The 14,605-nt window shown below is 35.9% G+C and carries 15 protein-coding genes; 2 read left to right on the top strand and 13 right to left on the bottom strand.

Going from position 1 to position 14,605, the window contains the following annotated elements:
- Positions 1 to 79: 79 nt before the first annotated feature.
- Complete coding sequence (locus I6N96_RS12835) at positions 80 to 1,459, bottom strand: hypothetical protein (protein ID WP_209557941.1); 1,380 nt, start codon at positions 1,457 to 1,459, stop codon at positions 80 to 82.
- A gap of 788 nt (positions 1,460 to 2,247) precedes the next feature.
- Between I6N96_RS12835 and I6N96_RS12830 the strand changes: the two genes are divergently transcribed.
- On the top strand, positions 2,248 to 2,676 hold the full coding sequence (locus I6N96_RS12830; protein ID WP_209557940.1) for a hypothetical protein: 429 nt from the start codon (positions 2,248 to 2,250) through the stop codon (positions 2,674 to 2,676).
- An 86-nt stretch (positions 2,677 to 2,762) separates the two neighbouring features.
- Here the strand turns inward: I6N96_RS12830 and I6N96_RS12825 are convergent, their stop codons facing one another.
- Positions 2,763 to 3,653, bottom strand: coding sequence for an aldo/keto reductase (locus I6N96_RS12825; RefSeq protein WP_209557939.1), 891 nt, complete (start codon positions 3,651 to 3,653; stop codon positions 2,763 to 2,765).
- A 313-nt stretch (positions 3,654 to 3,966) separates the two neighbouring features.
- On the opposite strand from I6N96_RS12825, the gene I6N96_RS12820 reads away from it, so the two are divergent.
- Positions 3,967 to 4,314 carry a winged helix-turn-helix transcriptional regulator gene (locus tag I6N96_RS12820; protein ID WP_209557938.1) on the top strand — a complete coding sequence of 116 codons (348 nt, stop codon included), beginning with the start codon at positions 3,967 to 3,969 and terminating at the stop codon, positions 4,312 to 4,314.
- Positions 4,315 to 4,437: 123 nt separating this feature from the next.
- Here the strand turns inward: I6N96_RS12820 and I6N96_RS12815 are convergent, their stop codons facing one another.
- The 11 genes from I6N96_RS12815 to I6N96_RS12765 form a co-directional block, all read right to left on the bottom strand.
- Complete coding sequence (locus tag I6N96_RS12815) at positions 4,438 to 5,691, bottom strand: MFS transporter (protein WP_209557937.1); 1,254 nt, start codon at positions 5,689 to 5,691, stop codon at positions 4,438 to 4,440.
- A gap of 373 nt (positions 5,692 to 6,064) precedes the next feature.
- Complete coding sequence (locus I6N96_RS12810; RefSeq protein ID WP_209557936.1) at positions 6,065 to 6,619, bottom strand: TetR/AcrR family transcriptional regulator; 555 nt, start codon at positions 6,617 to 6,619, stop codon at positions 6,065 to 6,067.
- Positions 6,620 to 6,632: 13 nt separating this feature from the next.
- Positions 6,633 to 7,082, bottom strand: coding sequence for a DUF2798 domain-containing protein (locus tag I6N96_RS12805; protein WP_209557935.1), 450 nt, complete (start codon positions 7,080 to 7,082; stop codon positions 6,633 to 6,635).
- Positions 7,083 to 7,725: 643 nt separating this feature from the next.
- The gene (locus I6N96_RS12800; protein ID WP_209557934.1) at positions 7,726 to 8,550 is read right to left on the bottom strand and encodes a hypothetical protein; all 825 of its coding nucleotides are present in this window, start codon (positions 8,548 to 8,550) and stop codon (positions 7,726 to 7,728) included.
- A gap of 832 nt (positions 8,551 to 9,382) precedes the next feature.
- Entirely contained in the window at positions 9,383 to 10,552 is a 1,170-nt protein-coding gene (locus tag I6N96_RS12795; protein ID WP_209557933.1) for an AAA family ATPase, read from the bottom strand.
- Between the two features lie 10 nt (positions 10,553 to 10,562).
- On the bottom strand, positions 10,563 to 11,393 hold the full coding sequence (locus I6N96_RS12790; protein ID WP_209557932.1) for a hypothetical protein: 831 nt from the start codon (positions 11,391 to 11,393) through the stop codon (positions 10,563 to 10,565).
- Between the two features lie 12 nt (positions 11,394 to 11,405).
- Positions 11,406 to 11,861: a hypothetical protein gene (locus tag I6N96_RS12785; protein WP_209557931.1), complete on the bottom strand. Its 456-nt coding sequence runs from the start codon at positions 11,859 to 11,861 to the stop codon at positions 11,406 to 11,408.
- Positions 11,861 to 13,402: a DNA/RNA non-specific endonuclease gene (locus I6N96_RS12780; protein ID WP_209557930.1), complete on the bottom strand. Its 1,542-nt coding sequence runs from the start codon at positions 13,400 to 13,402 to the stop codon at positions 11,861 to 11,863. Before I6N96_RS12780 ends, I6N96_RS12785 begins: the two co-directional genes overlap by 1 nt.
- Positions 13,395 to 13,766, bottom strand: a complete 372-nt coding sequence (locus I6N96_RS12775; RefSeq protein WP_209557929.1) for a hypothetical protein — start codon at positions 13,764 to 13,766, stop codon at positions 13,395 to 13,397. The genes I6N96_RS12780 and I6N96_RS12775 overlap by 8 nt, the downstream gene beginning before the upstream one ends.
- Positions 13,759 to 14,022, bottom strand: a complete 264-nt coding sequence (locus I6N96_RS12770; protein ID WP_209557928.1) for a TIGR04197 family type VII secretion effector — start codon at positions 14,020 to 14,022, stop codon at positions 13,759 to 13,761. Before I6N96_RS12770 ends, I6N96_RS12775 begins: the two co-directional genes overlap by 8 nt.
- A 136-nt stretch (positions 14,023 to 14,158) precedes the next feature.
- Entirely contained in the window at positions 14,159 to 14,560 is a 402-nt protein-coding gene (locus I6N96_RS12765; protein WP_209557927.1) for a hypothetical protein, read from the bottom strand.
- Between the last annotated feature and the right edge of the window lie 45 nt (positions 14,561 to 14,605).

Raw genomic sequence — 14,605 nt, 5'->3', positions numbered from 1 at the left:
CAAAGTAACTCGATAGAGCATTTTAAACGAAGAGGTACAGCGATTCTGTCATTCTGTTTTACTTTTAAGTTTGAGGGGATTATTCTTCGAATGTTATTTTTTTATTTTTAAATATACGGTCATATAAAACAAAAAATAACAAATACAAAAGTAAACCGATGCTCAAATAGTGAATTGTCTCTATGACTCTCATGATATGTGGACTACTGCTTCTATGAGCTGTGATTTGCAAAACTGTATTCAAAGACAAACCGAACTCTTTTGCCAGAAACCAAAGACCAGTCATCAATAAAAATTGGTGGGTGATACTTCCTTTCGACTGCGTCGCATACTTGATGATGATGCGCTGATTCTGAGGAAGCTCTTCGTTTTCAGCATACAATTGATTCAAATAAGTGCTGGCTCCGCTTATGAAAAAGCTGAGTGAAAAGACAGCAAACGGAAAAATCATCGGCAGCAGCATCAATAGCAACGAGCCGATCATCCCGATAATATGAATCAGCTCACGATCAAATGCTGTAAATACCTGATAGATATATCTGATCAATAATTTCGAAGCCACGATCCCCAATACATAAGGAACATATAGATATAAAGCAATCTTTTGATTACCAAAATAAAACGCTGTATAGAAGGTACCGAATAATAATACATAATTCATGCACATCCCATTGATGAATGAAAGCAGATTAAGCCACACAGGCAGCTTCCACTTACGATGCGATGCATTGATGTACCATGCCGCAATGATCAGGAATGCTGAGAAGCCGATAATTGCGATTGTCAGATACTCCGAGTCAAACATCGCCCTTGCCAGACGGATGATGATCAGCAGAATGAAATAAACCAGAAATAGTAGGAACTCTTTCATATAAAAAGTCTTTTGATCCATCTTATCAACTTTTCTGTCGGGAATTGGATAGTTTTTTATGCCGCGAAAGGCAGCCACATAAAGGAGCAAATATTCGCCAAAAATCACGAGCCGTTTTCCGGGAAAATCCAATACTAGTGCGCCTAAAAACAAGCCTAGCAGTACAACTAGAAAAGCAAACCCGAAAAATCCGTTTGTTTCCTTTTTGACTTCCAGTTCCTTCCGTTGGTATTTCACTGTCGTGTTTGCCGGCGGCAGCCAAGCCGCACTTAAGCCTAGCAGTACAGCTGATAGAAGATAGCAGGGAGACCACCACTCGCCTAGAATACCGAAAAAGCTGCCGATTCCTCCACTAATCAAGGAGAGTATCAGCACATGAAGGGTTGCCAAACCTAAACGAAAACTCTTCAATAAAAAAATACCAGTCATTCGAACTGTATAAAAAAGCACAAAAGGTAAAACGCTCTCCATATCGGTGCCTGTGTGCATCGTCAAAAAAACCAGATATGGAATAAAAGTGATTGTATTTGTCAGTACAAAAGGCACCGCTGGAAACAGCTTTTGTGTCACAGGTTTAGCAGATACCATCTTTTCAACTCCTTCTATCTTTTTCTGTATAAATCCTGTAAGAGTTTCATTGCATGGCAGCCAGCAGAAAATTGTACAGCAGAATCGTATGGACTTGAACACACGACTGAACATCTACTAAAACAATCAATATTTTCTTCTGAATCAGCTGATAATGCCTACCATAGCAGCAGGAAAAGAGCTAGAATGTACACTCGTTTCTTTCATAGGATTAATATATATACAGTCTATCACTGTACAGAAACAAAATCGAAAAAAAGTTGCTATTTCTTTCATAAAAATAACTAAATAATTCTTCTTAAACAGATTTCAAATGACCAAAACCAGTCATAGAATCATAACAAATGCTTGGAATAGACCTGTATCTTTCTTACTTTGCTCATTCATTATAAAATAAAACAGACAATAAGGAAACATGTTGTTACAACATTGTTGTTTTTAAGAGATAATTCTACTAATTAAAGAAGAAGAACCGAAAAAAAGCCCATCCGTCTTCCAGAAAAAGCCGGCAGACTATGCGCACAGAGAAGGATATCATTTTTATTGTATCCTGCAATAGATTCTTTTACTGAAGCAAAAGGCAACCCGACCTCAGAAAAACTGAAGTCGGGTTAGGAAAGTATTAAATGAAAAAGTTTGGTTATTGGGTTGACTATAGAATAGCCTACTTAACTTAAACCAACCTTAAAGTATTGATTTTTCTCAAAAAATCTATCGCAATCAGCTGGCTCTTCTGCTACGATAACAATAATGAAGAAATCAATACAACAAAGGAGCGGGATTACCACATGAAAGCTGTGCTAGTATTTGCTATGCTGTGTCTTTTGGCCGGTTGCTCTACTAACCCAAAAGAGGAGCAGGCAGATTCTTCAACCTCCTCAGAGAGTTCAACTTCTTTTTCCCCAGAAAAAGACGCTTTGATCTATGATGTAGAGGATTCAGAAATCGTTGAACAGCTCATAGAGAATATCCTATCTATGAAACAGAAAAAGAGAGACGAGCTGACGATTCAAATCTATACCTTAAATGATTATGAACAAAGAAATATTTGGTTGGCTGAAGCTGTATTTCCAGATGAAGAGAGCTCCTATTGGCTCTATATCAAGGAAGCAGATAAGCTGGTAGAGATTGACGAGCAGGAATTTCAAGGCAAACAAACAAGTATCCAAAAACAAAATCATTCTGAACTGCCGATTTATGAGGAAGACAATTTATAATACTTGTGCAAATCCTCTGAAAAAAAAGCTTTGCCCCGAGGAGCTTCTTCAGTGAAGCTGTCAACGGGGCGAGGCTGCTTTTTTATTTATTCATTTATTGAAGTCATCGCTTCTCTTAAGTGGTGAATAGATGAGGTTGTTAATAGCGCCGCACTTCCATCAAAAGCCTTTGTGACGTGATCCAACACCCAACGATTTGGATGCTGCTCTTTCGCCAATAGCTCTGACAGCTTCTGTCTATTATCTGCTGTATCATATGCCGGATTGATGATTTCCGCTGTATTATACTGCCCCTTGAGCAGTGGAGAGTATGCGACAAGCGTCAATTCCGGATGCTCAGTCAGATAGCTCTCCATATCCGCATTCAGTGCAACCTGTGGAAATAGATCTGCTGTCATGATTGGTGCTAAATAGCTGTATCTTTGCTGAACAGCACTGAAAAATGGCCAATCATTCTGCTGACAAATCTGCCGTGCCTTTTCAATACGCCAACTGAAAAAATTACTGCAGCCAATTTCTTTCACGATCCCTTGTGCCACCAGCTCTGCCAGAGCACCCATCGTTTCCTCCTGAGGAGTAGAAAAATCATCTACATGCAAATACAATAAATCGATCGTTGTCTGCAAATGGTTCAACGAGCGGTCCACGGAACGAAGAATTGTTTCTCTATTCAATCCCTCCATACTTGAAAATCCCTTTTCAGTGTCTGTGGTTAACGCACCTAGCTTCGTTGCAATCACCAGTTTTTCTCGATCTTTGATTTGCGCCAGCCACATACCGATCGTCCGCTCACTCTCGCCTCCATCCCCGCCATTCCACACCGCATAATTATTTGCTGTATCAATAAAATTACCACCTAGCTTCACATATTCCGACATCAGAGAAAATGCATCTTCCTCTATGATTTTTGTTCCAAAATTGATTGCACCCAAACCAATTTGACTAACGCTCAGAGAAGACCCGATTGTTATTGTCATTTTTGACCACCCTTTCTTTCCCCTGTTGATGAAGCTGCTTTCAGTATAGTTGATGGTCAGAGACTGCGACAAGACGGCACTTTATTGTGGTATACTTACTAAAAAGTGCCCTTTGGAAATCTGGAAGCTCCTGAGACAATTCCATAAAATGTTGTTCTCGGTATACACAACGAATGACAAAGCTTGTGAACGATCTGCAAGTCTCATCAGTTTCTTAAATCCCATTCAAGAGAAGTATGAAAAGCAATACGTGGTCGAACTGTTGATAACATTGATTTTTATTTTTATATAGATAAAAGAGGAGATACATATTATGAAGCAAATGGATTGGGAAGATACATGCCCGCTGGTAACCACACAACGAATCATGGCCGGAAAATGGAAGCTCTCTATCATCTGGTTTTTGGCAGAGCATTCGGTCATGCGCTTCAGTGAATTGAAGACTGCTTTTGATGATCCTACGCTCACACAGAAAATGCTGACCCAGCATTTAAAGGAGCTGCAGGCAGATCAGCTGATAACTCGCACTGTGTACAATACCGTACCGCCGAAAGTCGAATACCGCTTAAGTGAGCTTGGCAAGAGCTTCGTTCCTGTCATGCGTGCAATGGAAACCTGGGGGGAAAGTTATCAAACTCAGCTGGAAGTTTTCAATAAGTAAATACCTGCACCAAATGAACATAGTTTTTTATTCCAACCGTCTCATCAATTGAAGTGAACTGGAGTCATAAAAAATCATGGAACAGTCTTCTGGAAAAGGAGACCGTCCCATGATTTTTAGTTATTATTCTCTGATAACCTCTACATCAGAATCCTTTGTCTCTTTAAACAAGTAATAGCACAGGTAAGAAACAAGTAAAACGATTGCTGCGATGAACATCACCGGAACAAAGATGCTTGTCGTTGTTTCTTTGAACAATAGACCAATCATCATTTGTCCTAGAGGAACTGCACACTGGGCAACAGCGATAATCGTTGCCATGACTTTTCCTATATTTTCTGTCGGTGTGATTCTTTGAACCACTGCAATCAGATAAATCGAGATACTACTCATCAGCATACCAATCGGTACACCGGTAATGACAAAAAACAGAAAACCAATCATACTGCCTGAACCGCTGCCGGCAAATGTAAGTCCTAGATTCATCACAATCAGCAGCAAACCGGAAATCGTAAAGGTCCAATAAAAATTATTGAATTTCAACTTCTTCGTTAACGGTCCCGCAAATACAGCACCTAAGATATTTGCCAGACTGAATAGGGACATCCCGATACCATAGACTGAATCATTCACTTGTAGGACCACTCTCAAAATGATTGGCGTTCCAACAATAAAGAAGGGGGTTAAAACAAAGTTGATCAATGCCGCAATCAAAATTGTTTTTAAAATGACCTTATTGTTGCGAATCTCACGAAATCCATCTACTAAATCAGCCGTGAGCGTTTGAACCATTCCTTTTTCCATTGCTCTTTTCTGGAAAGGAATACGAATGAAGGTTTCGATCACCGCCGCAAGAACAAAGAAAATAATACTACTAGCTACCATCAGCTGTGCGCCTAAAAAGCCGTAAAGGATACCCCCGATAATTGGTGCTACAACATTTGACATAGCAAGGACGCCATTGACCAAGCCATTGACTTTTTCCAGTTCACTTTCCTCTACTAATAGCGGGATACTGGCTGTTACAACAGGTGTATCAAAGCTTCCAACCGCAGATAACACAAACAGTAATATCCCTATCATCAAGACCGATTGACTGGTTCCCAATACGAAAAACAGCAGTAATGCCAACACTGCATTTGCCACATCCATCAATACCATCAGCATGCGGCGATCGAAACGATCCGCAATTGCACCGCCAATCGGTGAAAACAACACTGGAATGCTGGATACCGCCAACACCGTTGCAAAAATATCTGCGCGCCCCGTCTTATCCAATACATAAAGCGACAACGCAAACCGCAAGATTGCCCCACCGAAAACCGAAATAAACTGCCCCAACACTAAAAATAAAATATTTCTTTGCTCTTTTTTCATCCCTATCTCCTCGTAAATTTTTTTTAAATGAATAAGCTGTACGGTTGTTTCTGCCTTCCACACCATAATATACAGTCAACTTCTGTGAAAGAAAATGCAACAAAATTTCTACAGCTCATTATCTATTCCCCAACAATAACGTCCGTTTTTCTCACACTTTCAGTGTATCACTTTCCTTACTGATTTCTTTCAGCCTGCAGCATGAACTTCTCTGGTACTTTAGCCTCAGAGGCAGAGCTTTCGCAGGTATATTTTTCTACAAAAAAACCGACTTATGCTAAAAATGGAGGATTCCATTTTCATATAAGTCGGCGGATGTCTGAAAAGACAGCTTCAAAAACATTGTTTATTTCGTTTTTACTTCATTAGGAATTTAACTATCAAACAAGCTTAAATGTGTATGTAAAATTTTCAATGGTATATCGCTTTGATTGTCTATTGCACTGAATAAGGCGTTCGTGATCATCCCACCAAGAAAATGCTGGAAATACTCAGTCTGGTTGTAGCAATCCGTCTTCCAACTGTATCCGGAAAAATAAGTGGAAAATAACTGTTCCAAACGACTTTTCAAGGAATCAAAATTCGGTTCGCAAATCGTTTTATTGATAGCCGATAAGCGATTAAGATCCAGACAAAAATCGTGGTCAGCCAACAGCTCTTCCAATACCAAAACCAGTATCGTTACTTTTTGAGAGGTCTTCTTCAGCTGCAGCTGATTTTGTATCCGAGTAATCAATAAACTGTTTAATTGATCTAAAAAATCATACTTGTCCTCATAATGAGAATAGAACGCCTGCCGCGAGACTCCCGCCTGATTTGTCAATTCACTGACCTTTACCGCATGAAACTCCTTTTCTTTTAAAAGGAAAAACAAGGACTGATACAATAAGGATTCTGTCCTTCTGTACCTCAAATCTTTTATTCCCATCGACTATCGCCCCTTACTGAATCGCTTTTAATATAGATCTGGAAATCGGACCTACAATAAGCAGCTGCAAAGGAAACGCACATACTGCATTCAGGAGCATCGCTTGAATATAGTTAATGAACACATTTCCAGAAAAATTCTGTTGCATGATCAATCCGAACAACGACATACATAGCACCATACAAAATACCATGCAGCAAGAAATCACCAACGCAGTCAAAGGCATCTTTCCTTTATTTTCTCCCAGCAACTTAAATGCAATATTCTTTGCGAATGGCCCAACAATCAATACATCTAACAGTAAGGCAACCAGAAAAGCCGGCAAGAAGCCCAGCATTAGTTCGGAAAAGACTATCCCTCCTATTCCATTATGCAGCAGTGCATTGTAAACACTCATACCAAAAACCATCATTGTACACATCATCAATGTAAAAACGGTACTTTCTTTTTTATTCGTAGGCAAAATTTATTTCTCCTTTCAATTTTTGAGCAACGTCTACTATGGTATCAAAAAACGACTTTCTTCGTAAGCATTTTTTTATGTAATTGATGTATGTTTCATTAACGCTAAATATATACCGTGTTTACATTCATTTCTATTTGATATAAGTTAACGATTCGTTTTAAGTATTTCACGCCCTCTACGATTGAACAGTGCACAAAAAAAGATCAGAGGAAATTCCTTCTGACCTTAATTCTTTAATTCAGTTATTTATTAGAAGAATAAGCTGAAAAAGTTTAAAGTTGCGCTTAACCAGTATTGAACAACACCACTAATGAAACCCATTTACTAACCCCTCCTGTCCTATTTGTAATGTAATGATAACACAATGATTATTTTTTGTCATCTATTTTTTTCAAAAATATACAAATACAACTTCTTTAGGAAGTAATAATAATTGTTCAGTCAGCGATACTTGTTTTTTTACTATTTTTTTATTGTTTTATAATCAACAATGTTTCACATGAAACAAATAAGCAGGAGTTTTCAATTCTATACGAAAGAACTGAAGACTCCTGCTCGATTTAATTAGTTATTTAACTAAACCACATCGATACTACATTGAGGTCTTTTCATTATAATTGAAGATCGACCAATAGCTGTTTTACTTCCAGTATAACGGGATAATGGCTTCCCCATCAAAACGAAACTCTCCATCATCGGTACTTCTTACAGCTGACCAACTATAGCGTAATTCTACAGTTTCAGAACTTAATCCTTCCCAACTCAGGATACCATTTTCACATGAAAAACCTTCATCACTAGATTCATATTCTACTTCTGTATCAGCAAAATGATCAGACAAAATAACCGGATCTACTAACTGATACTGAGTCATACCATTTTTTAAGACGATTGTCTGGCTGTATCTTGCTTCTTCAAGGATAGCTAGGTTTGTTAGATTCGATAAGTTGTTAAGCACCGTCAAATCCAAAATAGGTTTTAGTGCAGCGTCATCTTCATCCATTCCAGTACTTAATTCCAGATAGACTTCTTCTAACTGATCCATGTTCTTCATAAAATCAATAGAATACGTTGGTGCTTCATAATCTTTGAATTCCTTCAATTGTGTAAGCTTTTCCAATGGTCTATAGTCTACTGCATTCGTTCCTTCAGAGGCATACTTCGTAATATTTTCCAGAAACTGAATACCCTCCAAGCTGTAAGATCCTGATTCATCATCCAACTTCCCAGTTGTTTCACGCAATAGATCCTTTTCGATCAACCCATATTCCTGATAGAAATCATCGGAACGAACACCACTTAATTGAGCAATCTGCTCTCTCAGCTCATAGTTAGGGATATATGCATAGGGAGACCGATCTCGACTATTCCCATCATATTCTGCTTCGGCTGTCACACCCTTTATTGCAATTGTCGTCAACAAGCCCAAACCAATTATTCCTAACACTTTAATACTTTTTTTCATTTTATCATTCTCCTTTATTTTCTTTTAGAAACTAATTTTACCATATTATTTAAAATCCGAAACAATCCTTTTTTGACTATTTATGTCATTTTTCCGATAAATATGTTTCAATAAAGAATCAAAAAGTGTTGTAAATCACTATCTTTCTATTGAGGCTATAGATTATTCATTTGATACTCTTACATACCTAAGACTATCAGACCTGAAGTTTTTCGTTTTCATCCAAATTTCAAACAAAATAAAAATAGTTTTATCCTAAAAACCATTCAATTTATTTCTGCTTTTTAAATCATTTATGTTTTTTTATTTGATGATTTCACAAGAATTATTTTTAAAAATAATTAGATAAGTGACTAAACATTTTTTCATCAAAAAAACCGCCTATTTTCCAACAGGACACAACAAAAATACCCCGCAGAAGCTGTGGAATGAGTGAAATACCTCTTCTTTAGAGGATATTTCAACCACAGCTCTACGAGGATAGGTCATATTAGCAGGTGAAACAACTTGATATCAAGCCTTTTCTGTATTCACTTTCGCGATTTTTCCTTGTTCGATATAGTCAATTACGCTAACACCAATACACATCATCAAGCGTCAGATAAGAAAAAGATCAAATTAGTATTCAGAAAAAAACATTACTAGTAACCACTAACAAAATTTTAAACTGGGTCATAAACTGGGTCAAAAATCTCAATTACCACGGGCATGTTTTATTCATAAAAATCAGAGTCACTTTAATAATATTCATCAATTCATATTACATCCAGTTTCTTCTAAAAAAATTCTCTCTCTTTTGCCACACTCTTCTATCTGTATTTACCCCATACCCCTAAATTATTTCATCCTTTAATTCATTTAAAAGGTTCAATTGAATTTGCTTATTAATATAACGCAAATTATTGTATTTTGAAACATCAATGTTTGCTATATTATTAAGCTGATTTTGAGATATTTCAATCTCATATTCATCTGAAATTTTTTTCGAATAATACTCACATTTATAGGAAACGTAATCCGATTTATCCTGGTCAGTCAAGGGGACAAGCTTATAAAACAAATTGAACCTTGAACGAAGTTCAGGAGGTATTGTACTATTGATTTCATCTATTGCTAAATTAGATGTAAAAATTATTATATACTTATTCAAATCGTATTCTCTACCTAAGGAATCAGTAAATTTTCCATCAGATAAAAGTTCAAGAAAAAAATTAAAAATAGAGTGATCAGCCTTTTCAAATTCATCTATTAAAATAACTGAGGAATTACTACCATGAATTTTATCAGATAATTCACCCGAATCACTACCATAGTATCCTCTCGGGCTTCCTATAAGACTAGATAAAGAATTTTGACCACTATAGTTCCCCAAATTAATTTTTATAAACGACTCATCAGGACTAAGATATTTATGAATCTGCATAGCAAGTTCCGTTTTCCCAATACCAGAATTGCCACAAAGGAAAGCAGAGAATATGGGTTGTTCATCTATTCGATTGAACACTCTAAATTTGTGTATCTCTTCAAAAAGACGAGATTTAAGTTTAGTATTTCCGAAAATATGACTATCAATATAATTCTGGAATTCTACTAATCGAAAGTTTTCAATATCAACAATATTTGTATATAGATTGGTCTCAATTCCCAATTGAAACTCTAATGGTAATATCTCGTCAACAAAGGCATACATTGAATCCAAGACGTCTTTAGAAAATGTTTTATTGATAATAAAAATCGTTGACATTTTATTCTTTTGAACACATTTAAAAATATTAATCATGGAAGAAACCCATAAATCTATTCTCCCATTATTCAAACTAATCAAGAGAGTTAAATCAAAACATTCAAAATTTTCGATTTTTTCCAAATGCTTTTCAGCTACTTCTTTATCCTCATCATTTAGTTGTTGAATATCATTCAAAGTTACATAATATATCGTCATTTCTTTTTGAATTTCTTCAAAATTATGCTTACTATATTCATAAAGACTAACTTTTTCCATATTTTCACACCTATAAATTCAAATCTTGAATTATCGCAATGACATCAATAAAGTGAATTTTTTTATTAGCATTTTCTCTGTCCTTTTTTTGAGGTTCTTCATCTGTTTCAATTTCATTATTACTATTTTTTGATAGATTCTGCATTTTCTCAATCAAATCCATTTGATCTAATAGTTGCTTTTTCGAATACTCTCCCCGATAAATTCCAATGATTGTTACTTTTCCTATTTCCAAATCAGAAATACTATATTTGTTTTCTAACTCAGCTTCTGTTTCTATTGGTATTTTTATTGCAATACTATTCTCAGAAAAGAATTTCCCTTTATTTTTACCAGTAATAATATACGCAGTATCTTTTAGAAAAACTTCAAAAAGCTTACTAATATCCAAATCGCCAACCCCATCAACTGGAACACTATTGATTAGTCCACTTAAAAGAGTCTTCACAGAAAGGATATCATCACTATTTTCAATAGTTAGTTCCACATTAGATATTTTAACTAAGTCACCTATCTTATTTTCACTAAGCACTTGAATCCTCTTAGCTCTTTCCACAACAGGCTTTAGCATAGTTGATTTAGTTGATATTACATTGATATTATCCAGTGTTTTTTTTGATTTACTCACATTACCATTTCCTGATGCTTCAAATTCTGGAATATAATTACCTAGTACTGGAATATTTTTCAGATCAGCTGTACTCGCTGAAATACCAGCTTCTCCTGAAAAATCAGTTGATGTTTCTTTCACTATAGTTTCAACTATATTATTATCAATAAGCATTGAAATCTCAAACGCTTTTTGATAATTCAGGTAATACAAATTGTAATATTTACTCATGAATATTTCCTCTTAACTTTCAACTTCTTTTTTCACTTCATTGTACCATTGTGTGAACACATCATTAGTCGTTAATTCCGGGTCTAAAGCCGTTACTGGATCATAATTATATTGAGCTTGGAATTTCTCTTTTTCTGCTTTCAAGTTATAAGTGAGCCTAATCTCTGTAGGAACATCGCTATCGTGAGCTTCAAACAATTCTTTTACTTTCGTCATATCAGCAACACATATGCTGATTAGTCCTTTCTGCCTCTCTATACTCACATCAAAAGAGTTGTTAGCTTCATTAATCTTATATTTTAGATAAACCTTATTATTAATTTTGTAAAAGACATCTGCTGTGATTGCATCATTTTCTATTGAGCCATAAATATAAATACAGTCAGCTTTCCAATTCACATATTCTAGCGCTATCTCTACCATATCTGTCTGTAATTCCATGAATTTATCTTGTAGTTCATTTATCATTATTTACCTCCTACATTTACAATATTCTTTTCAAAGTAGTTTCCATCAATAGTATAAGAAATGTTTAGAGCATTCGGGCGCGGCGCATCTCCTACATAACTTATTTTTATATCAACTGATACTTTCTGCCCTGCATTTAGCGCCTTTTCCCATTGTTGCTCTAACTTTCTATATTCGCCCCAACGATTTGTATACCTCTCCATTGAAATCAAGTTATCCAATTCTGGCGAACCGCCGAACAAATCTGCAAAAATGTGCCCTGCATCATCATTAGCTAACTTACCCGGAGTATTCGGATCATGTTTTAAACGTCCTTTATGTGTTTTAAACACTAAATCATCAGCGGTTGCATTTACAATCCTTGCAAGTGAATCTGTTTCATATAAATACTTGTTTTCGCCTGTCACATAAATTGTGTTAGGTTTTAGTTTACCATCAACGTAGTGTGATCCATCTTTTATTATATCATCAAGTTTTTCGATTGTCTTATAAGCGCCCAAATCATCCAGTTTTGCGAATAGTCTGAGCTCATCTTCTGTTAATGCTATGCCATTGAGAAGTTTCTTATTTAGCTTAATATTTTTTAGCATATCTAGCATTTTAGCAGCAGAGAGAACTTCTAATGCCGTCCAGAATCCTGCTTCCATCCATTTTTCAAACGAGATACTTTCGCCCGTGACAGGGTCTTTTCCAACAAAAAATCTGTAACCATCGTAAACGCCGGAAACTTCCCCTGCAACATTTAATAAGTCAATCAAATCTTCTTGTAGGAATAACCACATAGTTTTTTCAGTTAACTCTTCATCTACTACACCATTCTTATACACTTTGAGAGTAACAGACTTATCTTTTCCGTGTATATCAATAGTATGAAAGACGATACGGCATTCAGGTTGGTTTGAGTTAAATTCAGATACTTTTGTAAACCAATCAGCCGCTTTGTAATTTATTTGTGCATATCCCCTTATTGGATCAAAGTTTTTTCGAGTAGATATCTGAGTCATACCAGCTTTTAATTCGCCAATAGTAGATTGAACGTCATCAAAATCATTCGCATGACCCGCTTCAAAATCTTTATACTTCGTCAACACTTCAATTTCTTTCGTAAAATATTCAGCGCTTGTATCAAGTCCAGAAAGTCTATTCGATAGATTCGAAAGAACATAGTCCTCCGCTTTTGACATGCTTTCAATCAAGTTTCTTCTGCTTGATTGGATTGAGGTTAACTTGCTTTGCATCTCTTCTAACTTGTCAGTATCTAATTGATTTTTAGGCGACCCTACTTCAGATTGGAATGCTGTCAGATAAGTTGAGAGTGTTTCCGATACCGTCATTGCACTATTCCATATACCATCAGCGAGAACAGGATAGGTTTGAAAATAATTTTTCGCACTACTCCATGCATTACTATCAAGCTCCGAAGTTTCTACTAGATCGTTAGCACCTTCTTTTACATTATTCAAAGAGTCTGTTACATCCATAACAGCACCATTAATTGAGTTAGCCACCGCAGACAACTCCGCAAAGTCGATTTTAGGCATCTTCATACACCGCCTTTTGTTGACGATCTATATCGCTTTCTAAGTCGTCTATCTCCATTCTTAAACATTTCTGTTTATGGTCCAATTCATCAAGTTCGAAATCAACCATCGAGCGTGTTTGTCCGATTACAATTTCTCTTTCATCCAAACTTCTCAACGCATGACCTTCTGAATGAGTACCCTGACTAAGAAAAGCAACCTCATCTAAAATTTCCATCTCGGCATTATTTAATCGTTGCCACTCTTCCATAAAATTTGATATACGTTTCTTAGTTTTTTTGATCGTATTCTCTTCTTGTTCTAAACTCTCATGATCTTTTTTCATTTCGAATAGAGCTTCTTCTGTCATTTTTCTATCAGTCATCAGAAAACCCCTTCCCTGCATCGCTATCAGCTTTTTTATAAGCTGAAGCAATCATCCGAATATTCCCGCTATCTGTCGTCACGTTTGACGAGAAGCCCTGTACTAGCCCTGAAAGACTTGAAAGGCATTCTGTTAATCCTGAAACAGCTGAGCTTGATGAATACGACACTGAAGCATCCACCTCAAAAGACATACTACTACCCGAAGAAATTTTACTTGCAATCGTATTCGCTTTTGTTACGCTATTTTTTACCATCGCTTCTCCTTTTTTTACAATATAATAATTATTACCTGTTTAAAGTTTATCATAGTGTAAAAAATGAGTTCAACAACTTTCTTTACATAACAAAAAAAACTTGCTACTCACTTAAGAGTAGCAAGAACTTGCAAAATCAATATTCTTTTTCATACAACAATTCACTGGCTTTTATCATTTCTTCTACACGATCAGTAGCAGTTAGCTCAGTACCTTCATACCATTCTGTTTTATCTACAATATAGATACCATACCAATCACTATTCGGAAAATCACGTCTTTCATTTTTATAATCACCTACAACGTGAATCAAAATTGAACTAGCTTTCACTCCTTCAATTTCTTCTATATTATAAACTTGTGCTTCGGTAACATTAGATAAATCCCCATCCCAGTTCGCCACAAATCCATCAATTATTTTTTCATAGTAAGAGTCGTTCTTCTCTTCTGTTTTATCTACTGCTGAAGAGTCGGAACAACCAGTTAAAAATAACAAAAATGCTATTATGCTTATATAGAACAAGTTCTTTAATTTCATATACTTTCTCCTTGCTTATTGTTACCTATATTATAACATAATCAT

Source organism: Enterococcus larvae (assembly GCF_017830045.1).
Classification (GTDB): Bacteria; Bacillota; Bacilli; order Lactobacillales; family Enterococcaceae; genus Enterococcus_L; species Enterococcus_L larvae.
The sequence above is the reverse complement of the archived record's forward strand: the minus strand, read 5'-3'. Positions and strand labels throughout refer to the sequence as shown.